Source organism: Yaniella halotolerans DSM 15476 (assembly GCF_000420805.1).
Classification (GTDB): domain Bacteria; phylum Actinomycetota; class Actinomycetes; order Actinomycetales; family Micrococcaceae; genus Yaniella; species Yaniella halotolerans.
Window position 1 is genome coordinate 1,355,931 of record NZ_ATVQ01000001.1, and the last position, 22,897, is coordinate 1,378,827.

26 protein-coding genes are annotated in these 22,897 nt (G+C 56.3%); 10 read left to right on the forward strand and 16 right to left on the reverse strand.

The window, feature by feature from the left end:
* Positions 1–5 precede the first annotated feature (5 nt).
* The 5 genes from nadE to G583_RS0106565 form a co-directional block, all read right to left on the reverse strand.
* Positions 6–824, reverse strand: coding sequence for an ammonia-dependent NAD(+) synthetase (gene nadE / locus G583_RS0106545; RefSeq protein ID WP_022870390.1), 819 nt, complete (start codon positions 822–824; stop codon positions 6–8).
* A gap of 24 nt (positions 825–848) precedes the next feature.
* Positions 849–1,787 (reverse strand): hypothetical protein, encoded by a 939-nt coding sequence (locus G583_RS0106550; RefSeq protein ID WP_022870391.1) that lies wholly within the window; start codon positions 1,785–1,787, stop codon positions 849–851.
* 8 nt (positions 1,788–1,795) lie between these two features.
* Positions 1,796–2,614, reverse strand: a complete 819-nt coding sequence (locus G583_RS0106555; RefSeq protein WP_022870392.1) for an exodeoxyribonuclease III — start codon at positions 2,612–2,614, stop codon at positions 1,796–1,798.
* A gap of 51 nt (positions 2,615–2,665) precedes the next feature.
* Complete coding sequence (locus G583_RS0106560; protein ID WP_022870393.1) at positions 2,666–2,941, reverse strand: hypothetical protein; 276 nt, start codon at positions 2,939–2,941, stop codon at positions 2,666–2,668.
* 104 nt (positions 2,942–3,045) lie between these two features.
* A complete protein-coding gene (locus tag G583_RS0106565) occupies positions 3,046–3,642 on the reverse strand; it encodes a hypothetical protein (RefSeq protein WP_022870394.1) in 597 nt (198 codons plus the stop codon).
* Between the two features lie 121 nt (positions 3,643–3,763).
* On the opposite strand from G583_RS0106565, the gene pyrE reads away from it, so the two are divergent.
* The 5 genes from pyrE to G583_RS0106590 are packed head-to-tail and all read left to right on the forward strand — an operon-like array spanning position 3,764 to position 6,716.
* Positions 3,764–4,324: an orotate phosphoribosyltransferase gene (gene pyrE, locus G583_RS0106570; RefSeq protein ID WP_022870395.1), complete on the forward strand. Its 561-nt coding sequence runs from the start codon at positions 3,764–3,766 to the stop codon at positions 4,322–4,324.
* 48 nt (positions 4,325–4,372) lie between these two features.
* Entirely contained in the window at positions 4,373–4,681 is a 309-nt protein-coding gene (locus G583_RS0106575; RefSeq protein ID WP_022870396.1) for a hypothetical protein, read from the forward strand.
* Positions 4,678–5,310, forward strand: a complete 633-nt coding sequence (locus tag G583_RS14785) for a TrmH family RNA methyltransferase (protein WP_022870397.1) — start codon at positions 4,678–4,680, stop codon at positions 5,308–5,310. The genes G583_RS0106575 and G583_RS14785 overlap by 4 nt, the downstream gene beginning before the upstream one ends.
* A 48-nt stretch (positions 5,311–5,358) precedes the next feature.
* Positions 5,359–6,381 (forward strand): class II fructose-bisphosphate aldolase, encoded by a 1,023-nt coding sequence (gene fbaA, locus G583_RS0106585; RefSeq protein ID WP_022870398.1) that lies wholly within the window; start codon positions 5,359–5,361, stop codon positions 6,379–6,381.
* A complete protein-coding gene (locus G583_RS0106590) occupies positions 6,381–6,716 on the forward strand; it encodes a hypothetical protein (protein ID WP_022870399.1) in 336 nt (111 codons plus the stop codon). The genes fbaA and G583_RS0106590 overlap by 1 nt, the downstream gene beginning before the upstream one ends.
* Position 6,717: 1 nt before the next feature.
* Here G583_RS0106590 and G583_RS0106595 read toward each other — a convergent pair whose 3' ends face one another.
* Positions 6,718–7,215: an FABP family protein gene (locus G583_RS0106595; protein ID WP_029629329.1), complete on the reverse strand. Its 498-nt coding sequence runs from the start codon at positions 7,213–7,215 to the stop codon at positions 6,718–6,720.
* A 116-nt stretch (positions 7,216–7,331) separates the two neighbouring features.
* On the opposite strand from G583_RS0106595, the gene G583_RS0106600 reads away from it, so the two are divergent.
* A complete protein-coding gene (locus tag G583_RS0106600) occupies positions 7,332–7,523 on the forward strand; it encodes a hypothetical protein (protein WP_022870401.1) in 192 nt (63 codons plus the stop codon).
* A gap of 64 nt (positions 7,524–7,587) precedes the next feature.
* On the opposite strand, the gene G583_RS0106605 is transcribed toward G583_RS0106600, so the two are convergent.
* The 4 genes from G583_RS0106605 to G583_RS0106620 form a co-directional block, all read right to left on the reverse strand.
* Entirely contained in the window at positions 7,588–8,340 is a 753-nt protein-coding gene (locus G583_RS0106605) for an OBAP family protein (RefSeq protein WP_022870402.1), read from the reverse strand.
* A 118-nt stretch (positions 8,341–8,458) separates the two neighbouring features.
* Complete coding sequence (locus G583_RS0106610; protein WP_022870403.1) at positions 8,459–9,331, reverse strand: MetQ/NlpA family ABC transporter substrate-binding protein; 873 nt, start codon at positions 9,329–9,331, stop codon at positions 8,459–8,461.
* 53 nt (positions 9,332–9,384) lie between these two features.
* Positions 9,385–10,065, reverse strand: coding sequence for a methionine ABC transporter permease (locus G583_RS0106615; RefSeq protein ID WP_022870404.1), 681 nt, complete (start codon positions 10,063–10,065; stop codon positions 9,385–9,387).
* Entirely contained in the window at positions 10,062–11,066 is a 1,005-nt protein-coding gene (locus G583_RS0106620; RefSeq protein WP_022870405.1) for a methionine ABC transporter ATP-binding protein, read from the reverse strand. Before G583_RS0106620 ends, G583_RS0106615 begins: the two co-directional genes overlap by 4 nt.
* A 94-nt stretch (positions 11,067–11,160) precedes the next feature.
* Here G583_RS0106620 and G583_RS0106625 point away from each other — a divergent pair, with 94 nt between their 5' ends.
* Positions 11,161–11,589 (forward strand): DUF3151 domain-containing protein, encoded by a 429-nt coding sequence (locus tag G583_RS0106625; RefSeq protein WP_156832079.1) that lies wholly within the window; start codon positions 11,161–11,163, stop codon positions 11,587–11,589.
* Positions 11,590–11,613: 24 nt separating this feature from the next.
* Here the strand turns inward: G583_RS0106625 and G583_RS0106630 are convergent, their stop codons facing one another.
* Entirely contained in the window at positions 11,614–11,868 is a 255-nt protein-coding gene (locus G583_RS0106630; RefSeq protein ID WP_022870407.1) for a PspC domain-containing protein, read from the reverse strand.
* Positions 11,869–11,911: 43 nt separating this feature from the next.
* A complete protein-coding gene (locus tag G583_RS0106635) occupies positions 11,912–13,624 on the reverse strand; it encodes a choline/carnitine O-acyltransferase (protein WP_022870408.1) in 1,713 nt (570 codons plus the stop codon).
* Between the two features lie 246 nt (positions 13,625–13,870).
* Here G583_RS0106635 and G583_RS14790 point away from each other — a divergent pair, with 246 nt between their 5' ends.
* Positions 13,871–14,665, forward strand: coding sequence for an alpha/beta hydrolase family protein (locus tag G583_RS14790; RefSeq protein ID WP_022870409.1), 795 nt, complete (start codon positions 13,871–13,873; stop codon positions 14,663–14,665).
* Positions 14,666–14,745: 80 nt separating this feature from the next.
* Here G583_RS14790 and G583_RS0106645 read toward each other — a convergent pair whose 3' ends face one another.
* From G583_RS0106645 to G583_RS14795, 3 genes are read right to left on the reverse strand one after another with little or no spacing between them, the layout of a single operon-like run.
* Positions 14,746–15,873, reverse strand: a complete 1,128-nt coding sequence (locus tag G583_RS0106645) for a TRAP transporter substrate-binding protein (RefSeq protein WP_022870410.1) — start codon at positions 15,871–15,873, stop codon at positions 14,746–14,748.
* A gap of 15 nt (positions 15,874–15,888) precedes the next feature.
* On the reverse strand, positions 15,889–17,259 hold the full coding sequence (locus G583_RS0106650; protein WP_022870411.1) for a TRAP transporter large permease: 1,371 nt from the start codon (positions 17,257–17,259) through the stop codon (positions 15,889–15,891).
* On the reverse strand, positions 17,256–17,837 hold the full coding sequence (locus tag G583_RS14795; protein WP_022870412.1) for a TRAP transporter small permease: 582 nt from the start codon (positions 17,835–17,837) through the stop codon (positions 17,256–17,258). Before G583_RS14795 ends, G583_RS0106650 begins: the two co-directional genes overlap by 4 nt.
* A 605-nt stretch (positions 17,838–18,442) precedes the next feature.
* On the opposite strand from G583_RS14795, the gene G583_RS0106660 reads away from it, so the two are divergent.
* Both G583_RS0106660 and thrC read left to right on the forward strand, forming a co-directional pair.
* The gene (locus G583_RS0106660) at positions 18,443–19,735 is read left to right on the forward strand and encodes an adenylosuccinate synthase (protein ID WP_029629332.1); all 1,293 of its coding nucleotides are present in this window, start codon (positions 18,443–18,445) and stop codon (positions 19,733–19,735) included.
* Between the two features lie 4 nt (positions 19,736–19,739).
* A complete protein-coding gene (gene thrC / locus G583_RS0106665) occupies positions 19,740–21,161 on the forward strand; it encodes a threonine synthase (protein WP_022870414.1) in 1,422 nt (473 codons plus the stop codon).
* A gap of 396 nt (positions 21,162–21,557) precedes the next feature.
* Here the strand turns inward: thrC and G583_RS0106670 are convergent, their stop codons facing one another.
* Complete coding sequence (locus G583_RS0106670) at positions 21,558–22,799, reverse strand: MFS transporter (RefSeq protein ID WP_022870415.1); 1,242 nt, start codon at positions 22,797–22,799, stop codon at positions 21,558–21,560.
* Positions 22,800–22,897 lie beyond the last annotated feature (98 nt).

A 22,897-nucleotide genomic window follows, 5' to 3' on the forward strand; every position in this document is an offset into this window, starting at 1 on the left:
CCGGCCTAGTACCACCACGTATCAAAGGGTGTAACTGGCATCCGACGTTTGTGTTTCGACCGCTGATAGGTGGATGCGAGTTTGGCGGCTGCCTCATCGTCGATATCCTTGCCCTCCAGGAAAGCATCGATATCGCCGTAGGAGATGCCCAGTTCATCCTCGTCGGTGCGACCGGGGTTATCGGTGAGGAGATCTGCGGTGGGGACCTTATCGACGAGCCGTGACTCAGCCCCAAGTCGGGTGCCCATATCGCGCACCTGGGTCTTGGTGAGCCCGGACAACGGCATGATGTCGGCTGACCCGTCACCGAATTTCGTGAAGAATCCGGTGAGTGATTCCGCTGCTTGGTCACTGCCGACCACCAGGGCGTTGTAATGCCCCGCAACCGCATACTGGGCGACCATTCGCATGCGGGCTTTGACGTTTCCGAGATTGTAATCGCTGGTGCGCTCGCCGAGGGCGTCGTTGAAGGCATCCGACAGAGCATCGGTGGCGGACCCGATTTGGAGGTTGATGGCACGGTCCGGTGCGATGAAATCCATGGCAGCTTGGGCATCATCGGCGTCAGCTTGGACGTGGTAGGGGAGTTGAACTCCGTAGAAGCGGCCTTCCCAATCCGGGTTGACTCGGCGATATTGTTCTACCGCCATTTGGCAGAGACGCCCAGCAACGGTGGAATCAACTCCACCCGAAATACCTAAAACCAGTCCGTTGGCTCGGGTGTGATGCAGATAGTCGACCATAAAATTTACCCGCCGGACGATCTCTGAGTCTAAGTCGATATCGGCTACGGCATTCAGGGTGTCAATGATCTCGCGTTGCATGTCGGCCTTTCGTCTTCGGGTGGGCTAGTTAGCGTATTCGTAGCGTTGGATGCTGTCCCAAACATCTAGGGCTGCCTGATATTTGCGGCGCATGATGTCGGCAGCTTGTTCTAGCATAGCCGGGGGCAGCCCGGTGTAGTTTTCGGGATCTTCCATCTCCATCTCGTCCTCGAGCCGGTAGATGCGTTGCAATACGTCGTGGCCTTCTTCGAGGAACCGTCCTGCGGTATCCGGCCAGGCGTACTTGCTGAGGGCACCGTAATCCAGTTCCACCAGGCCCTCCACACTGCCAACTCTGTGGAAGTTTCGAATCCAGTTCTGCATCGCGTGCAGATTTTTGTTGTACGGGTGCTTGGGACCTTCAGGCCCGTAATGATGCATCAGGATCGTCAGATGCCCGAGGCGAGACATGATCGAGTTAGTTTCTCGAATCCGCCGGATCACGGTGGTGCCGTCGACGACATCCTCGGTGACTGTATTGAGGCCGTGTGGTTCGTCAGGACCGCCAAACATGGCGAGCCACTGTGGAGGTACCGACCATAAGTCCATAAAGAAGTTGGAGATGGGGCGGCTGATGAGTCCGGCATCGGCTTGGAGCTCGGAGATTTTTTCGAACGTATCGAGCTGGTGTTGTGGCACTAAGCGTTGATACAGCTCGTCGTCGAAGTATTTCCGGCGAATCGTCGTAGATTCAAACGCTGCGCGCGCGAGATACTCGACATGAAAAAATTGTTGGACTTGCCCGAAGGGATCCGTCATTTCAAGGACTCGGACGATGGGTGGATCCGATGTACCGGGAAATGTTGAGTCTGCTTCGGGCCGAAGCCGACGATTGAGTCGTTCGGCGGCTTCGGCTTCAATATCGGCACGCGAAAGCTTCGTGGCATCCTGGGCGAGGTTCTGGATCCGCTCTGGAAGTTTCTCCAGCGGTTGGTAAATACGCAGAAACGCCAGGTGCTTCATCGTGTGTCCTATCCCAGCTGGGCTACCACCGGCACGTGGTCAGAGGGGCCCTTGCCTTTGCGTTCTTCGCGGTCAATCCACGCATCCGTCACGTCGTTCGCTAGATGCGGTGAGGCGAGGATGAAATCGATCCGCATGCCCTCATTTTTCGGGAAACGCAGACGCTGATAGTCCCAGTAGGTATAAGTCTCTGGGCCTGGGTGACGGGGGCGGACAATGTCAACAAGACCGGCATCTTCGAACGCACGGAAGGCGGTACGTTCTGGCTCGGAGACGTGGGTCAGGCCTTCTTCGATGAACAGCTCCATGTCCCAGACGTCTTCGTCGTAGGGTGCCACATTCCAGTCTCCGGTCAGAGCGACCCTGGTGGTGTTAGTCATGTCGGAGGTGACATGGGTGTGCAGGGCGTTGAGGAACCGGAGCTTATACTCCATGTGCTCATCTTCTAAGGATCGACCGTTGGGGATATAGAGGCTGTGGAGCCGGAAGGGCTCGACGTCAGTTTTCTTGGTGCCAACGGTGGCAGAAATGGCACGGGCTTCAACCTGTGGATCGACTCCGTTTTTGCCGAACTCGGGCTGGCCCTCAAAACCATATTCCACATCTTCTAACCCAACGCGTGAAGCGATGGCCACCCCGTTCCACTGAGAGAACCCAAAGTGGGCTACTTGATAGCCGGCCATCTCGAAGAGACCCCAGGGAAAGTTTTCATCCCGGCATTTCGTTTCTTGAATGGTCAGAACATCGGCGTCAGTAGCGTCTAGCCAGTCTTCTACCCGATCAGCTCGGGCGCGCAACGAATTCACATTCCAAGTCGCAAATTTCATACTGACAAGCCTACCTGGCCGTCCGGGTTGCCTTGGCGAGGTGTGGAAAACTTACAGCAATACTGAAAGATCACAGGTTTCGTTCACGTAGTCGGCAGCCTCATCGATATCTTCGAGTTCCTCTTCTGACAACTCGGATACCGTTTCTTGAGCTTCGGTGGCTGCCGTTTCGTCGGTGCCGGTTAGGCCTTCTAACTGCAGAAATAAGGGTTGCAGTTTGGTGAGGGCCTCGCCGAGTTCGCCGTCGGTTGCCTCAGCCAGGTCGTTCAGCTCGGCGTAGGTCTCGGTGAGCACTTCGTTAGCGTCGTTTTCATCGGCCTCGACCACATCGGACTCGTAGGCTTGAAGTTGTGCACACGCCTCATCGGCTGCGGAATCACCGCAGCCGACAAGAAAAATCCCGCCAATGACGGGGAAGAGTAAGCGTCGAATTATTCGTCGCCGTCTTCTTCAGGTGCTGGAGCTTCTTCTTCAGGTGCTGGAGCTTCTTCTTCTGGCAGGCCCTGTTGAGGCATCTGCTGCTGTGGCATCTGGCCCTGACCCTGGCCCTGCATCTGCTGCTGAGCGAAGGACGAGCAGTAGCCGTTGATCGTGTCGAGGGCTTCGGTCAAGCTGGTGCCTTCGGCTTCGAATGAGTCGGGGTCGAAGTCTTGCATAGCCTGCATGCCCTCGTCGATGGTGTCGCCCATTTCATCGAGGTAGGCAGCGTGGACTTGTAAAGCGGTGCGCAGTGGAATGGTTTCGCCGGTGTCTGGATTGACCTGGTCATCAGAGCGGTCATATGAGTGGTTGCGAATGTCCAAGGCAGCTGATTCGATGGCCTGGGATGCGTTCCCTTCGCCACCCTGTTGCATAACCATACCTGCCTGCTGGATGCCTTCATTGGCCTTCGTCTCCGCACCCATGATCAGACCGCAGGTTTCTTCCTGGTCACGAGCCTGGCTGACCGAGTCATCAGCGCATGCGGTCAGCGTGAGACCGGCCGCAGCGGCAATGGCGGCGAATTTGCCCAAGGTTTTGATCGACATGAAGGTTCCTTTTCGTGACTGTCGTATAAAACTTCTCCTCCGTACTGTACCTGAGCGCGTCTCGGCGTTTGCGGATTGCAACCATGAGGGTCTGTGCATCGGGGCAACGTAGGATAGGGGTATGACCCAAGATCTGACTGCAGACCGTGCACGCCTGGCTGAACTCATTCGCGAACTTGCTGTGGTCCACGGCAAAGTGACGCTTTCCTCGGGCAAAGAAGCCGACTATTACATTGACCTACGTCGTATTACGCTCCACCATGAAGCCGCACCACTTGTGGGTCGGGTCATGCTGGGCCTGCTCGACGAAGCCGGTATCGATTTCGAAGCAGCTGGTGGCTTGACCATGGGCGCTGATCCGGTGGGTACCGCCGTGATGCATGCCGCTGGCGATCGCGCTATCGATGCTTTTGTGGTGCGTAAAACACAGAAAACTCACGGTCTTTCACGCCAGGTTGAAGGTCCCGGTGTCGACGGCCGCAAAGTGGTCATTCTTGAAGACACCTCAACCACCGGTGGCTCAGCGTTGACAGCCGTTGAAGGCGTTCGCAACGCCGGCGGTGATATCCAGGCGGTCGCTGTGATCGTGGATCGGGACACCGGTGCGGCTGAACACGTGGCAGAGCAAGCCGGTGTGCCATACCTCTACGCGTTTTCAAAGAACGATCTCGGTCTCGACTAACTTCGAGCCCCGATTCGTTCGCCAAAGTTTTCAACGAAAGGACCATTCATGGCTAAAACACCTCCTGAACCTACGGCAGGTTTGGTTGTCGCCGGCATGCTCGGCGGTTACCTGACCGGTCGCATAACAAAGCAACGTCCGCTCGCTGGCCTCGTGCTTGGCGCTTGCGGCATCGCTGCCGGTAAGCGGTGGCGTCGCTCATCTGGACCGGGCACCTCTGCTCTGCTGTCCACGATTTACGTCGGCGCATTTGGGCTTTCGCATCCGCTGGCGAAAAAATTGGGTGCTTGGCCAGCTGTTCTGGTGTCTACAGCTGTGACAGCAGGTGCAGCCCGGGTGTTGAACGACAAGCAATGACGACTGAGCACCGCGAACCCAGCTGGGAAGACCGCGAGGTTGGCGTCGGCCCCTGGGAGGGGGAGTGGCCCGTAGGCGACCAATGGGATGAGACCCTGTTGGCTGAAGGCGACCGTCGCAACGTCGCTGATCACTACCGGTATTGGACGGTCGAAGCGATCGTCGCAGATTTGGATACCCGGCGCCACCCACTGCACATCGCCATTGAAAACTGGCAGCACGACTTCAACATCGGCACCGTGGTACGGACCGCCAACGCGTTCAACGTGGCCGGTGTACACATCATCGGGCGTCGTCGCTGGAATCGGCGCGGCGCTATGGTGACCGATAAGTACATGCATGTCCACCACCATCCAACCGTCGAGGACTTTGTGACCTGGGCGGACGTGGAAAATCTGCCGGTGCTCGGGGTCGACTTATTCGACGATTCGGTGCCAATCGAGACCTTCGATTTCCCAGCTGCATGCGTCATGGTGTTCGGACAAGAAGGCCCCGGGCTCTCCGAAGAAATTCACGCGGCTGCCAAAGCCACATTATCGATCGTTCAGTACGGATCAACACGCTCTATTAACGCGGGCAGTGCCGCTGGTATTGCCATGCACGCCTGGGTCCGACAACACGGCGGTTGACTTCGCTAGACTAACCATAGTTCTAAGTTTCATATCCAAGGAGCTTTCATGGCATTTGCCACCCCAGACCAGTACGCCGAGATGATCGACGCCGCGAAAACCGGCGGGTACGCGTATCCTGCGATTAACGTCACCAGTTCTCAGACACTCAACGCCGCACTGCGCGGATTCGCAGAAGCAGAATCAGACGGCATCATTCAAGTTTCCAATGGCGGGGCAAAATACTTCTCCGGCTCCAATATTGAGGACATGGTGACCGGTTCACTGGCTTTTGCAGCCTTTGCTCGCGAAGTCGCCAAGAACTACGGTGTCCGCATCGCGCTGCATACCGACCACGCTATGCGCGACAAACTCGATAACTGGGTTATCCCGCTCATGGATGCCTCAGCCGCCGAGGTCAAGGCTGGACGCGATCCGATCTTCCAGTCACATATGTGGGACGGTTCAGCAGAAACTGTGCCGGAGAATCTCCGTATTGCCGAACAGCTGCTGGAACGCACCGCCTTCAATAAGCAGATTCTGGAAATTGAAGTTGGCGTCGTCGGCGGTGAAGAAGACGGCTACGCGGCTGAAATTGATGACAAGCTCTACTCAACCGTCGATGATGGTCTAGCCACTGTCAAAGCTCTGGGCACCGGCGAAAACGGCCGGTACATTACCGCGCTAACCTTCGGAAATGTGCACGGTGTGTACAAGCCAGGTGGCGTTGAGCTGCGTCCGGGACTCCTGAAAGAAATTCAGGACGCCGTTGGTGCTGAGATCGGCCAGGACCGTCCATTTGATCTAGTCTTCCACGGTGGTTCCGGATCCTCCGAGCAGGATATCTCGGATGCCGTGTCCTACGGTGTGATCAAGATGAACGTCGATACCGACACTCAGTATGCGTTTAGCCGGCCGGTTGCCACCCACATGTTTGAAAACTATGACGGTGTGCTGAAGATTGACGGCAACGTCGGTGACAAGTCCAAATACGATCCACGTGCGTGGGGTAAGGCCGCCGAAGCCAATATGGCCGCTCGTGTGGTTGAAGCCTGCCAGAACCTAGGCTCTGCCGGAAAATCGTTGAAATAATGGTTGCATCACAGTGGGTACAGATCAGCATCTACGTACCGATGAGCAATGCAGAAACCGTGCGTAACGCGCTAGCTGATGCGGGCGCCGGGCAACTGGGTAACTATCGTGGCGCATCATGGTCGACCACCGGAGTTGGACGTTTCACGCCGCTGCGCGGATCCAACCCGACGATCGGTGCCGAAGACGTACCGGCCGATGTTCCCGAACACAAAATCGAGGTACTGGCTCCGCGAGAGATCGCCCGATCTGTGGTCGAAGCAGCGATTGCAGCGCACCCATACGAAGAACCGGCCTACTACGTGACCGAAGTGTGGATGCTCGAAGACCTCTAGGTCAGGCATCCGGTACAGCTTTGTGCAGTTCGCTGGAGAGGTGTTGCTGCATCTGCTCACCTTCGGCCGCCATATCGTATTCGGTATAGACCGCACTGCGGTCCGTGTTGAACACATAATGGCGCATCGTTTGCTCCACGAACTTGGCCGTGCTGGTATTCGAAACCACCGAATAGCCGAGCACCATCGTCAGGCTCTGGTCGTCATTGACCGTCGCGGTGCCTTCTAGCAGCTCGGTCTGTCCGGTCGGTTGTGCGATCACAAACTCAATATGGCCGCCTTCCTGGGGCCGCAAATAACCAACCTCGGTGTGCATTGGAACGCCATCGTGGTTGGTTGTTTTTTGGACGTAGGTCAAAAACGGTTTGCCTTCGGTCGCAGTGAAGGTCAGCGTTTCGCGGTAATGAAAATCTTCAATCGTCGGGTAGTGTCCGTGGCCATGTCCGACCCACTCGCCGAGAAGAAATTCGTACGGGGCTACTAAATCATGCAAAGTCATACCCCCATTAAACGCCATGGGTCTGGGTCTTGCCCACAGTTGGGTAGTTGGCGGTGACCGTGGCGCACTATACTTAGCACACAAGGTATCGGGCCTTGTGATTCGGAAGGAATAACATGGAAAGTATCCCTTGGTTTGCCTGGATCGCCATCGTTGCCATCATCATGTGGGGGCTTGTGATGGTGGTAGGAAGCATTACTGGACGTTCGATGCCATCGTCTCGGGGTAGTGCCGATCGGACTGAGATTGACGAGCTGAAGCAGCGGGTCAACGAACTCGAAATGCAAATAGACCGTATGAATCGCTAGTTCACAGCACCTCTACGCGCTACGAAAACTGCGACCCGGCTACGGAAACTCTCACGGTGAGGCACTAGCGCGGCATTTCCATGTGGTGCAGTTCGGTTTGGGCGGTCTGGCCGCCCTCCCAAGAATTCGCCCCCGGATGGACATACGGGGTCGGGATGTCTGCCCGATTCTTCCGCTTGGTCGAGGTCGAAATACCCAGTCGGTCGTCTCGATCTTGAATCAAGTCTTCGCGAAGCTGCCCGTCTGCGGTGAAACCCATCATGAGCTGCGGGATTCCGTACGGGAAATCATCGCGATCATATTGCCACGTGTGGAAGGTTTTGCCGTGCGTCGTAACGAGATCTTCGAAGTAGGCATGCTCGGCGAGCTCTGGCACACCCGGGGCTATAAGGGAACCGGATTTCACTTCGTAGTGGTGGCTGTGCCAGAGATGCTTTTCCTCCTCGGGCAGTGCTTGAAAGCGATCTTCGCTAATGATGTATTCAATCCCGATGAGACGTGCATCCGGTTCATTGCTGTCGAAAATCACGCACTGATGTAGATCGTGGCGTAGGTGGATACAAAAATGTGTGGCCTCCACTTGGCGTCCCAGATCATCGGCGTAGAAATGAAAGCCATTGAGGTAAGTGCTCATGGCCTCGAGCGGATACTTCGGCTGCAGCAGATTTGAACTGATGTCTAACAATCGGTGTTTAAGCGGGTGGCCCTGGCTCATTTTTGCGGTGGTAACTACCTTGCGCCCCGCTATGATGCTGGCCGCAGTGGCTGCCCCGGCCGCGATGCCGATACTGATGCTCTTGAGGTAATTGTGTCCCATGCAGTAACTCTAGGGACTGTAGACAGCGAAGGAAACAGCACTTGGGCAAGAAGAAATTGCGCGGCGTCCCCCGGGTAGTGGTAGGACGCCGCGCAGTTCAGGCTAGAGCTGACCGAGACTATTCTTCGTCGGTGTCTCCGGCCGGAATGATTTCACCTTCGGGCCAGTTTTCTTTGATGTAGTCGGCTACCTCTTCGGAGTGCAGTAGTTCATCGAGTTTTTGGATTGCTTCGTTGTCGTCGTTGGAAGAGTTCCAGGCCAGGATGTTGGCGTAGGGAGAGTCTTCGGCTTCTTCTACAACAATCGCGTCGCTGACGTCGAGTCCGGCTTCCAAGAAATAGTTGCCGTTGATGATCGCGGCATCGATCGCTGAGTCGTCAACCACCTGTGCCAGGATCTCCGGTGGGTTCTCTTCGAACTCCAGGTTCATGGGGTTTTGTTCCTCGGTGAGGGTCAGGGCAGCTGATTCGCCGTCGATATCTTCGAGGAGACCGGCTTCTTCAAGCAGCATCAGGGCACGGGGCTGGTTACCCGCATCCGAGGTGATACCGATGGTGGCGCCTTCGCTGATGCTTTCAGCGTCGTCATGCTGGCTGGAGAACATGGCATACGGTTCGATGTGGACACCGTCGCCGTGCGAGATCTCATAGCCGTGGTCTTCGATCTGCTGTTCTAGAAACGGCACGTGTTGGAAGTAGTTGGCATCGAGATTGCCTTCGTCCATCTGACGGTTTGGCAGCTGGAAGTCGTCGAATTCCACGACCTCGATCTCCAGGTTCGCTTCCTCGCCGAGCTCTTCTGAAACAAATTCTAGGATCTGACCATGCGGGACAGGTGTTGCGCCAACGGTCAGGGTGGTGGTGCCGTCGTCACCGGCGGTGGGGCCTTCGGCAGTATCATCGGATCCGCCGCAAGCGGCAAGGACGAGTGCGGAGGCCGCAGCCAGGCCGGTGAAGGCCAGGCGCCGCGACGTGCGTGATGCGTTGTTCATGTTGTGCTCCTGAGGTATGTGGAATGTGCGCTGGGAAATCTTGCCGGGGCAGGTTAGCGGTGGTCGACAGCCGCCACAATTTTATCGCCGATCCACTGGATGAGTTGGACACCAATAACGATGACGACGATGGTGACGATCATGATCTGTGAGTCAAAGCGCTGATACCCGTAGTTATACGCCAGTCGTCCCAGACCGCCACCGCCAATAAGTCCCGCCATGGCTGAATACCCTATGAGTACCACAATGGTGTTGGTCGTTGCAGCAATGAGGCCTGGAAGTGCCTCCGGGAGGAAAACTTTCGTCACAATCTGACCGTTGGATAGGCCCATAACTTGTGCTGCGTCCACCGTTCCGGTTGGGACTTCGCGCAGTGAGGTCTCGACCAATCGAGCAAAAAACGGTGCCGTTGCGATGGTGAGCGAGACGGTTGCGGCGATCGGTCCGATCGAGGTGTTCACCAGCCACTGGGTGAACGGAATGAGGGCGACCATCAGGATCGCATAGGGGATCGAACGCGTGATATTCACGACGATCGAGGAGAGGAGACCGTAGAGCACTCGCATCGGGGTGAGACCGCCGGGGCGGGTCAGGTGCAAAATAATGCCGATCGCCCCGCCGATGAGCACCGTAGCGATCCCCGAGATTCCGACCATCACCACGGTTTCCCAAATGGCTTCGGGAAGCGCTGTTTCCAGGGCGCGGTTATTGAGCAGTTGCTCGAACCAATTCATGCTTGCACCCCTTCCTTGGCGCGCGTGCGGATGGAATACCCATTGCGGACCAGTGTTGCTTCAATCCCGGTGAGATTAATTTGGGTATCTGAGTCGATAGCCAAGAGGTAGTGGGCAAAGCGGGCGTCGCCGAGCGTTTCAATATTCGCCGCTGCAATATCGACGGTCACGGAGTGCTCCGCAGCAATCTTGGTTGCAATGGGGATATTGACGGCGTCTTGACTACCAACTACCTCGATGACCAGATCAGCGGAAGCTGCTTCGTGTGTTGGCAATGGGAGGAGCGCACGGGATAAGTCGGAATTCACGTTGGCGGCAACCTGGCTGAGTGGGCCGAAATCCAAAATTTTGCCGTTGTCGAGCAGCGAGACGGAATCACACAGCGTTTTCACGACGGACATTTCGTGGGTAATGACCACCACGGTGAGGTTTAGGCGGTCCGAGACCGCACGAATCAACTTCAGAATATCGTCGGTGGTTGCCGGGTCCAGTGCAGACGTTGGCTCATCACACAGGAGGACATCCGGATCAGCAGCCAGCGCACGAGCAATGCCGACGCGTTGGCGCTGTCCACCGGATAACTGGGCTGGGTACGTGTCTTCTAACCCACTGAGCCCTACTAAATCGAGTAGTTCTTTGGCCTTTGCTCGTCGATCTGCTTTCTTCTTCTTGCCGGACTCTAACGGCAGCGAGATATTATCTGCCACGGTGCGCGACGAGAGCAGATTGGCGTGTTGAAACACCATGCCGATGCGGCGACGAGCGTTGCGTAATTCGGTATCGCTTACGGCGGTCAGGTTTTGGCTCCCAACGACAACGCTACCGTTGGTTGGGCGATCCAACAGGGTGAGGCAGCGTACGAGCGTTGATTTGCCGGCACCGGAGCGGCCGATGATGCCGTGAATTTCGCCGTCGTCGATATCCAACGTGATGTTGTCTAAGGCCACGACATCCCTGGCGGGTTGCCGATACACCTTTGTAAGCTCTCGAACGGAAATCATGAGGTCCTTTAGGGAGATTGGTTGTTGAATAAGTATAAACACTGGCAGACTAAGGGGGCTTAGACATTGCCGTTTTGGCTTCGTGGAAGGAAATATAGTGTCGTCACTCATTGGTAAGAACTTGATGGAACCGGATCCAACGTTGCTGCCGGACGAACCAGAAGTGCATGCTCGCTACGACGCTGGTGATCTGCCCGAGGAAATTGCACAGCGTTTTCCTGCTTCATCATTGGCCTGGGCGCTTGCCGCTGAGGACGCCTGGGATGACGGCCGCACGCTGGAATCCTATGCTTATGCTCGTGTGGGATACCATCGTGGGCTTGATTCATTGCGCGGCGCAGGCTGGAAGGGTGCCGGCCCGGTTCCGTGGGAGCACGCGCCGAATCGCGGCTTCTTGCGGGCCTTGTACTCTCTGGGACGGGCTGCCGCTGCTATCGGTGAGACCGATGAGGTGGACCGCATTGCGAAGCTCTTGAATGATTCTGATGCCACCGCGGTCGATCAGATCGAAGCTGGCCACTAGGCCTGTTGTAAGTCTCCTGTACGGTCAGCGTGCTGGGGGACGTTTATTTAGTGACCGCTCGAGCGGGATGCGGCCGTCTTGCCACGGTGTCAGAATCCAGATGATCAAATAGAGCACAATCCCTACGACCGGCAGTAGGAATGACAAGAATACGAGCAGCCGGACCAGCCACACGTTCATGCCTGTTCGGTGAGCGATGCCGCCTGCTATGCCGCCCAGCAGTCGCTGGGGGCCACGACGAAATCGAAGGCTGCGGATAGCGCTGAATATGGAGTCCATGTTTTGGACCCTACGCTGATTCGTCAATGGCGACAAGCACGTATCAGGACGAGTGGATCGGCTCGATGGTGGCGATGAAATCGTAGAGGAGTTCCGCGGCCGGTTGGAGGTTGCGATACAACGCTTCGGCCTGCGGCGTCCCTTCGAACCAGGTGACTAGAAACTCAGTGCCTGCCGCGGCCGGCGTGAAGTGGACGTGGAACCCGTCCTCGACTAAGGGGGCGGCGATAGCACGGATAAATGCCTCGGAAGCGCCCGCGGAGGAGACCGTCAGGAAATCTTCAAGCGCATCGGTGTGCTCGGTAAACAGTGCTGCATTAGCACCACCCAACTCTGCGCCGATGTGTTGCAACATGAAAAAGTGCCGATCAAATGCTTGGCCGTTCACCGTCGCTTCAACCCCCTCGTCGTGCGCGTTTAACGCAGCGTGTAGCTGGTTGACGGTGGCTTTGTCGCGCACCAGATGTTGCACAAATGAGACGGCTTCAAGGGTGACTGGGCGAAGCGTGTCGGTTCGGCCGGCCCGGAAATGGCGCATATCGACGTCTTGACGGTGGGCTCGAACGGTACCGAAGGTGAGTTGCTGAGCGATCATCAAGATCAGATGCGTCAGTGCATCGTTTCGCATCTCATACGGTAGGTGACGGTCGCGGCGAACCAGCACACGCTCGGTCTTCAGGGTGTTGGCTTTGGTGTAATAATCTGTCAGGCCGTAGGCGTTGTCCCGCCAGGTCAACTCGGTAGCTTTCGGTAGGGTCGGCTCTGACTGGGTATCAAGCGTAGTTGTATCGACCTGTTGCATGCGTGTCACCGCCGTCGCCAGGGTTCCGGCTTCGAGCACCGAATGCTCGACATTGGCGGTCAGCATGTTGGTGTCCAGTGAGGCCTGGTAACTGATTGGTTTATAGACCCACGCGTTACCGGGGTGGAACGCCCATCGCAGCAGCGTCTGGGTGTCTTCTTCTCCGTTGGGATCCAAGGTGATGGTGAACAGCATGTTGACCAGCCGGTCAAAGGTGGAGCGGTGTGCTTCGTTGCGCCACGGGGCCTGCTCAGCAAGAATTGCTGAGCCCAATGTCGAGAACCCAGCAAAGCTGGACTGCGCCGGCTGGGTTTGGGACAACACATGTTCAATCGAAGACCGCAATTGGATGGCGTTTAGGAGCTTGCCCTCGGAACCGGTCAGCGGTACTTCCCACATGCGACCCAGGTGCAGCACACCGATGGTGCGGTAGGTTGCCCCGGCGCCAGCTCGCATCCACAGATCCTCGTCAGCCGCCGGGGTTCGAATGCCGCCGTTGAAACAAGCCCAACTATCCATGGACAACCGTCGACCGTCGGCGTCGAGCTCTTCGGGTGTAGCCCGTTTGGCCTGTTGGATATGGATGGCGCCGATGCGCTGGAGTAATTCCACGACGCGTCGGGAGCGCGTTGCATCGGTTGGAAGGTTCAACTGGTAGGTCACATTAGAAGACAACAAGAGGGGCTGGCGGTTGCGCAGTGCATGTTCCAACCACTGTTCGGCCATCCAATTCGAGCCACTGGCAGACAGGGCTTGGCCGTATTCTTCAAGAGTCTGTTGCAGCACCGGTGCTTGTCCAATGGCAAAGTCGGCAATCGCCTGATTCACATCGGCTTCCCCGCTCGCATCGAGAACCGCGGCGGCTGACTTGCGATAACGCTCCAGGGATTCATCAAGGCGGGGCACAGGCAGTACCGGTAGATCTGTGGTCAGATGATGCGGGTACGTTCGCACAACAGCTCCCTATAAAACATCGTGGACGACAGCCACAGTCTACTGGTGTCCTTTGCTTAGCTGCTTGAAATTGTGACCTCTTACATTCATCACCAAATCAGGACACAGTGCTTTCTTGGTGTCGTAAACCGTGATTGGTTCAACAGTGTTGTAGTCGCGACTGTGATGCTGTTCCACCATGTCTAACAGTGTTACTGTCGGGTAAGTCGGTTGAACCTATTGCTTCTAGGGCATATCAGGAGCAAAATGTTTACATCGTCAATTGGAGGTGCAATTATGGTCGTCCAAGCTAAACCTGCAACACCCCGCTTGCAACATGCTGCGGGAGACTACGACTTCTTTTTCGGTCTCAAACCAGCCAAGCACGTTGCCCGTGAGACATTCGATCTCTACACGGCTGACACCAAGGAGCGGCGCCCAGCCGTCATTTTTGTCCACGGTGGGCCAGTACCGGAGGGGCAAACTCCGAGTCCGCGGCAGTGGCCGACATTCATTGGATATAGCGATCTTGCGGCGGCTGCTGGCCTGGCGGGCGTGACCTTTGACCACCGGTTATATGAGATGGAACGCTACCCAGATTCTGCCGAGGACATCGCAGAAGTGGTGGAAAAGGTTCGTCGAGTCCCTCAGGTGGATCCTGATCGTATTGCCTTGTGGTTCTTCTCTGGTGGAGGTGCACTAGCTGCCGACTGGTTGCGTGAAGCCCCTTCTTGGCTGCGGGCTGTCGTATGGAGCTATCCGGTGCTCGCGCCACCGAGTGATTGGCCCGGTGACGTCGAACGTTTTGATTGCAGGCAAGTCATCGCTGGTGCGCCAGAGTTACCCAAATTGATGGTCCGGGTCGGCGAAGAATATTCAAGTTTTGCGAATACTCAAAACGCAGTCATTGAAGCTGCCAGAAACTTTGATAGTGCGCTCGAAGTCATCGATCTTCCTGATGCAGTGCACGGTTTCGAATCACTGAAGTATGACAAGCAAGCTCGAGAAGGTACCGACAGGGCGATGGCCTGGGTGGCGCACGCGCTAGCTCAAGATGCCTGAGGTGCTGAGAAGTTGGGCATGAAACAGCGGTGGCGGTGAACCAAAGAGGTTCACCGCCACCGTTGCGTTGAGAGTACTATTTAGTTGTTTTGTTCCTGCCATTTATCGGCACAGGCAATACCGGCATCTACCGGGTTATCTTCGTCTTGGTAGCTCTCATAGGCAGCGACGTATTCTTCGAGATATGCATCGGCATTATCAAAGTTGTAGTCGTCCATGATCTGCAACCAGGCTTCTTGAGCGCCGTCTTCGGCCTCTGCACGCCACTTGTCAGTTTCTTCTTCCGGCCAGGATTCGAAGTTCTCGACATCGGGGGAGTCCAGCATGCCCTGGCAAATATTTTCGAGCTCACCGTTGGATAGTTCGATGATGCGACCCTCGTTGAACTCTTGGGTCACGTCGTCGACAATCTCTTGGAGCTCGGGAGTCAACGAGTCATAGGTGCTCTTATTCCACCACATGCCGTAAGCGGTGTACTGTCCAACGCCGGTGTCGGCCCAGTACGGCAGTTGCTCGGTGACCTGGTAGTTCACGCCGAAGTCCAGGGAGGCTGCTACTGAGTCAATAACTCCACGCTGTAAGGATTCATAGGTTTCTGCAGCGGTGATTGCATTGACGTTCACACCGGCAGTTTCCAAGGTGCGCTGCGTAACCGGACCAGCCGCACGCGCCGAAAGTCCCTGCAGGGATTCATAGTCCTCAATCGGTTCTTTAGCACCGATCAGCAGGGCACCGACGGGCCAAGCACCGATGTACTCCAGGTTGCTCTGCTCCAACTGTGCCATTGCTGGTTCGTAGTTGGTGTGGAGGTCGTAGAGCGCTTCGACGGATGCCTGAATGTCGTTGTTCAAAAACGAGATGGACATGACCGACATCGTTGGGAGCAAGTGTGGCGTGTAGTCGGTAACGGTTACACCGATATCGGCACGACCGTCCCGAACACAGTCGGCAACTTCGTCCATGCTACAGACAGCTTCGAACGAGCTGCGGTCGAATTCGATGCGACCGTCCGAGGCTTCTTCAACGGCGTCATAGTACGCTTCGGCGACAACTGCATGCTGAGTGCCATCAAGTGCCCCGTTCGCCACGGTGAAGTAGTAGTTGTCAGCGCCTTCTACAATCCCTTCCTCACACGCGGTGAGGGTGAGGGCTGCTGCGGCAGTGATTGCTGCAACCTTGGCAAAGCGAGAAAAAAGTGTTGATTTCATGGGTTACAAGCCTTCCTACTGTTGCACCAAACTGGGCAAATACAAGATGAGGTCGGGTAGGAGGAAGAAGATCGCGATGAGTACGAGATCTATCAGGAAGAACGGCAGAATGCCCTTGAATACCGTTTCTGAGCGAACCCCCGTTGTCCCCGCCACGACGAAGGCATTGATGCCCACAGGTGGAGTGACCATTCCAATCTCAATCAGTTTGACGATGAGTATGCCCAGCCAGATTGGGTCAAACCCGAACTCAAGAGCGACCGGCAGTAGCAGAGGCACAGAAATCATCAGCAGTGATAGTGATTCCAGCACCATGCCAAGCGGGATCAGGCTCAACAAGAGGATGAGCATCGCCAGCTGCGGTGCGATGTTCCAAGACAGCACGGCCTCGGTGATCATATTTGGCACCCGAGCCGCAATGAAGAACGAGGACAGGATCCCGGACCCGATCACGATGAAGAACACCATTGCTGTGGTCGAAGCGGTGTTCTGTAACGCGTTGGTGATGCCGTCCCAAATGCCTTTGGCGCCCTCTTTGCGTAGTTCGAACAGCAAAATGAGTACAGCGGCGATCGCGCCGAAGGCTGCCGATTCTGTCGCGGTGAAGATACCCGAGTACATACCTCCCAACACAATGGCGAACAAGATAGCGATGTAGACCAGCCCGCGCCACGGGAGTTGGCCCAGTGGGGACTTCTCCAGTCGTGCAGCGTTGATCTCGGTTGCTTGGTCTAGGGCATCCTGAACGTTGTCTGCGTCGACGACCTTCTCCCGACGTCGCATGCGCCATCCGGAAAACATGATCAACAGTGAGTAGGCGATGGCAGACAGGATGCCGGGCACAATACCGGCGGCCAGCATTTCCGCAACGGAAACTTGAGCCAAGATGGCGTACAGCACCAGGAAGGTGGACGGCGGAATCATCGATCCCAACGTTCCTGCCACGGCAACCAGAGCAGTTGCCATGGAGGCAGGGTAACCAGCAGCGCGCATCTCTTTTACGGATAGGCGAGCCATGGTTGCGGCAGTACTAATCGATGAACCGGATACGGCCGAGAAGCCGGCAGATGCGGCAACGGTTGCGATACCGAGACCACCTGGGAGTCGACCTAAGACACGGTCGGCAATTTTGAAGACGTAGGCCGCAACGTTTGCCCGAACGGCAAACATGCCCATCAAAATGAACATCGGAATGATGGTTAATGAAAACGTCGCGGTTTCGGAGAACGGCACCGCCCCGAGTTCCAGGGTCGTGTGGTTGATTCCCCGTAGCGCAACCAGGCCGAGTGCGCCGGAAAGTCCTAGAGCTACTGCAACAGGTACCCGCAAGAGAAGCAGGACAAGCATGAGTAGTAGAACAATTGCGATGACACTACCAACAGTCATGATTTTCGTCCTCCTTCGATGGTTTCTGGAGTTTCGTTCTCCGTAGTTTCAGGCGTGGGTTCCTCTGCGAGTACTGCTTCGACTTCATCGGAGAATCCCATGGGTTCCTTATGCGTTAGGCAGCGGTACAGATTCACCAATGCCACCAGGAGCAAAGAAATGAAGCCCAGGGTCAGGATCCAACGCATGGGATACATTGGCCACTGGACCAAACCGAAGCGGATTTCGCCTGCCTGCGTGGCCTGTACTGAGTTCAGTATGTTGGCGTAGGAGAGCCAGGCTGTGTAGAAGGCCACGAGTGCCCAGATAAAAATATTGGTGATCTTCGCCCATTTAGTGCTAAAGCGGTCGGTGAGGAGCGTGACGGCAACGTGTTCGCCATTGACGCCGGCCCAGGCCAGCCCGAAGGCAACGGCCGTGACCATCGAAGTTTCGGCGATTTCGATCATGCCGGGCAGTGAGGCACCGGTGGCGTTGCGTACAAAGACGTCAATCGCGATCGCAATGACCATTACTACGATGGCAACCGCTGAAAGCACGGCAAGCAAACGGGCTATACCGCGAATCAGTTTTTCCATGATGAGTTTCCTTTTGTGCTCGAGGTCTTCGTGGGGCACCGGTTGTGAGTGTAAAAATGCGGTGCCGCACGCTGTGTGGTGAGCTACTGCACAGCGATAGTGAAGCTGGGAGAAATCATATACGAAGCTATGCAGTTGTGCAGCGTGAGTAGGGCTTCCAGGCGCCAGCCACGACCAAAAACCAGCGAAACGTGTGACAGCTCACACCAATCGTAAGAGGCGGGACGGGGGCGTGATGTCGAACTCGGTCGACTGCGATCTGCGACATGTTGCACTTTTACCCGATTGGCGCGCTTGAAATCTTCTGCATCCACACCTGCGAAGCTAGGCGTGTTTTCTCTCAGAGAAATTTGCGCAGCCCAGGACAGTACATAGTGTTGTGGCGAACAATGCGTGGTGTGGGTGTCGCTGCCGTGGCGATGAGGCGTGAAACATGGGCGACAGGCCAGGATGACGAGGAGCCTTCGCAATCTGCCGGCCGCACTGTGATTTGGTAAACTCTGGTTGTAACTGTTCTCGACCCAATTACCAACGTGCTGCGGGTGCGAGAACCTTTCTATGTTGCGGGACTGTTTGATGCAGTCCCCGTGGGAGAGATGAATTTTATGCCAGCAATCGCAATCGTGGGAGCCCAGTGGGGCGACGAAGGCAAGGGCAAAGCAACCGACTTGCTCGGCGGTCGCGTTGACTACGTCGTCAAGCCAAACGGCGGAAACAATGCCGGTCACACCGTCGTTGTAAACGGTGAAAAGTTTGAGTTGAAGCTTTTGCCGGCCGGAATCCTGTCGCCTCAGGCAATCTCTGTGATTGGTAACGGGGTGGTCATTAACCTCGAGGCCCTGTTTGAAGAAATTGATGGTCTTGAAACTCGCGGACATGACACCTCGCATCTGCGCATCTCTGCTGACGCTCACTTGGTGGCGCCTTATCACCAGACTTTAGACAAGGTCACCGAGCGTTTCTTGGGCAAGCGTGCCATCGGTACAACGGGGCGAGGCATCGGCCCGACCTACCAGGACAAGGTCGCTCGACTAGGCATTCGAGTTCAGGATCTCTACGACGAATCCATTCTGCGTCAGAAGATTGAGGGCGCGCTGCGTCAGAAGAATGAGCTCCTCGTGAAGCTCTACAACCGCCGTGCTTTCACCGTTGACGAGATCGTCGACTACTTCATGGACTATGCCGAGCGGCTGCGCCCGATGGTTGTTGACTCGGTTCGGATCCTCAACGAGGCGCTCGACGACGATAAAGTCGTCCTCATGGAGGGCGGCCAGGCCACCTTCCTCGACGTGGACCACGGAACCTACCCATTCGTCACGTCGTCCAACCCCACCGCCGGCGGTGCTTCGGTCGGTGCAGGTATTGGTCCAACCCGCTTCACTCGCACCATCGGTATTGTGAAGGCCTACACCACACGTGTTGGTGCCGGACCGTTCCCAACAGAACTGTTCGACGAGATGGGCGACCAGTTGCGCACCACCGGTGGCGAATTCGGCGTCAACACCGGACGTCCACGTCGTACCGGCTGGTATGACGCTGTGATGGCACGGCACGCTGCCATGATCAACGGGTTTACCGACTATTTCGTGACGAAACTCGATGTTCTGACTGGCATCAAAGAGATTCCCGTGTGCGTCGCCTACGACGTCGACGGCGTTCGCCACGACGTTATGCCGATGACTCAAACTGACTTCCACCACTCCAAGCCGATCTATGAATACTTCCCCGGCTGGGATGAAGATATTTCTGGGGCCCGCAGCATTGAAGATCTGCCGAAGAACGCCCAGGACTACATCACCGCACTGGAAAAACTTGCTGGTGTGCGCATTTCCGGTGTGGGCGTTGGCCCGGGCCGCGATGAAGTTATCCAAGTTCGCGATCTAATCTACGAAGACTAACGCTATGCAATATGTATCCACTCGCGGCGGCATGAAGCCGTCCAACTTCTCTGACGTCCTTCTTGAAGGACTCGCACCCGACGGCGGGCTGGTCGTCCCGCAGACCATCCCAACTGTGGACGTCGAAACGCTTGAGTCCTGGCGCGAACTGTCATATGCGGAGCTCGCCACCGAGGTCATCGGCCTGTACTGGACCGACATCCCGCGTGAAGACTTGGCCAAACTGTGCCAGGCAGCCTATGGGTCCCAGTTCAAAGCTGAAATGGTCGTCCCATTGACGCCGATCGATCAGATGTCAGCGCTCGTGGATCTCTCCCAGGGTCCCACACTGGCGTTCAAGGATATGGCGATGCAATTCCTCGGCGAAGCGCTGCCGTATGTGTTGCAACAGCGCGGCCAGACCCTGAATATTCTCGGGGCCACCTCGGGCGATACCGGATCCGCTGCTGAATATGCGTTCCGGTCCAAACCGAACATCGGTGTGTTCATGCTGTCACCAAAGGGGCGGATGTCTCGCTTCCAGCGCGCACAGATGTATACGCTCACCGATGACAACGTGCACAATGTTGTCATCGAAGGTGTCTTCGACGATGCACAGAACCTCGTTAAAGAACTCAACGGCGACCTCGAGTTCAAAGCGGCCAATTCGCTGGGCACCGTCAACTCAATCAACCTCGGCCGACTGATTGCCCAGTGTGTCTACTACTTCTGGGCCTGGCTGCGCGTCACCAACGGTATCCCAGCCGACCAGCGCGAAGGCTTTGGTGTTTCATTCGCCGTGCCGTCTGGCAACTTCGGCAATATTTTCTCCGGACAGTTAGCCCGCCAGATGGGGCTACCCATCGATACGCTGGTGCTGGCCACCAACGAGAACAACGTGTTGGACGAGTTCTTCCGCAGCGGGAAGTACGAGCCACGCTCGGCCGACAATACGCTAGCGACGTCGTCACCGTCGATGGACATTTCTAAGGCTTCCAACCTGGAGCGTTTCGTCTACTTGGTCATGGACCAGAATCAAGAGCAATTGGCGAAAGCTTGGGAGCAGCTCGACGCGACCGGAACGCTTGACCTGTCCGAACAGCAGCCACGCTTCGACCAAGAATTCGGCATGGTCTCAGGTACCTCAACACACGAGGACCGTGTTGCCACAATTCGCGCGGTGTATGAGAAGGCAGAAGTCGTGATCGACCCGCACACCGCGGATGGTGTGACCGTCGCAAGGGGGTACCAGAGACCCGGTCATCCCATGCTCGTGCTCGAAACGGCCAAGCCAGAGAAATTTGGCGACATCGTCAATGAAGCACTGGGCTTTGAACCGGAGTTACTGCCCGAATTCGCCCAACTTTTGGAATTAGAACAGCACACCGTAGAAATGGGCGCTGACGCCGAAGCGCTGCGCGATTACATCGCACAGCATCACGTGTAATTCAGATTCACAGGGTTTAGCCAGGCAACTCCCTGACGGGCTCAAGGTCCATATGTTTATCCTAGAAACACCTCAAGGTGTGAGTGATAAGTAAAGCCCCGACCGGTTCTCCGGTCGGGGCTTTACCCTTTCTGCAGCCCAGAAAAACTCTGAGGATTTATACAGGAACTTTCAAGCGTTTCTCAAAGATCATTTCTTAGACTAGGGAGCACCTCTTCAAGGTGTGAGTGATGAGTGATCAGGGCCCCGGTACAAAACCGGGGCCCTGAGTCGTTAGCACCTAGGCCAGTTGGCCGTCTCTTTGGCGGTCGGTAAGCTATGTTTCAGGGCCTTGAGGGTTCGGCCGTGACGAGGCACCGCAGGGAGATGGAGTGCCGTCCGGGATCAAAACGAAGCTTAGCTATTTGGGGCCTTCGACCCCGACGTGAGAATCAATGTGCAGGCAATCCCTAGCGCAGAAAAGCCTACGGTTACCCACCACGAGGAGTTCCACGAACCGGTCACCATCACCACCCATGCAAGCAATGAGGGCCCAAAGAAATTCCCGACATTGAATATCTGCTGCATGAGTCCTATCACTGCTGCGACGGAGCCTTCAGGTGGAGCAAGATCGACGGCAAGGCGACTCAGTAGTGCGGGCACCGTGCCACCGATCATTGAGAAGAAGATGGCACAGAGGAGCTGTCCTGCTAGCCCAAGCGCTGTGGGTTTCCAGTCAATCGAGAAAAATAATAGCGATGTGATGGCCATGATCATGAATGTAGCGACGACAATGTGTCGTATCTGGATGCCATTGCTCAGGAGTCGCCCGGCTATGAGCGCACCGATAACGTTAACGCCGCCGACCACGGCAGACAATAATGCTGCCTGGAGGGGAGCGATGTCGGCGGCAGCGAACACGGTTGGAAGGAAACTCATAACAGCCATCCACTGCAGAGTGTAGGAGGCAAATGTAAGGCCTGCTACCCATGGGCGCCAGGTCCTGACCGTCGTCACAATGCGGTGCCCCGAGTTTCTCATGAGATTTTCTGCAGGTTGATGCGGATCTGGATCAGTCGATCGCAACAGCGGGATGATCAGGAGCAGTGTGAGCACTGCTAGGACTACCCACAGAAGCCGCCAGCTGAGCACTTCCAATAACAGGCCACCTGCAGCAAAACCCACGATGGTGGCGGTGCCTTGAAATGCCCCCCAGGCTGAGAGCGCCACGTTCAGCTGGACGGGAGCGCAAACGCGACGAATGAGGGCGGGGGCGAGCACTGTACATAGCAAAAACCCAATACCCTCAATGCCGCGATACAGCATAAGGAGGCGGATCGATGTAGTGGTGGCACCAAGGAATGAGCCAGCGGCTAGAAGCAATAATCCCGCGACGATTAGACGGCGCAGGCCGGCCATTTCTCCGCCCCACGCGACTAGCAAGCCTCCGACCATGCTGGCGAATTGAATGATCCCCAGCAGCAGGCCCGACGTCAGGAGGCTCATGCCGAGCTCTGATTCGAGTGCTGGCAGCGCTACGGGCAGTTTCCAGATGTGGATCGCAGCCATGACACCCGCGGTGACAACGGTCAGCCAAGCGCTGTTCGAGTGAACCTGTCGCGTAGCCGCGTTATGGGAAACTGTAGTCGGTTGGACCAATGAAGCACTCCTCTGTCTCTGGGATGATTGTGCCGGGAAAGCTCCCTGCGCGACGACAGCTATCCGTCTAATGGAAAACTGGTAGACAACCACGTACA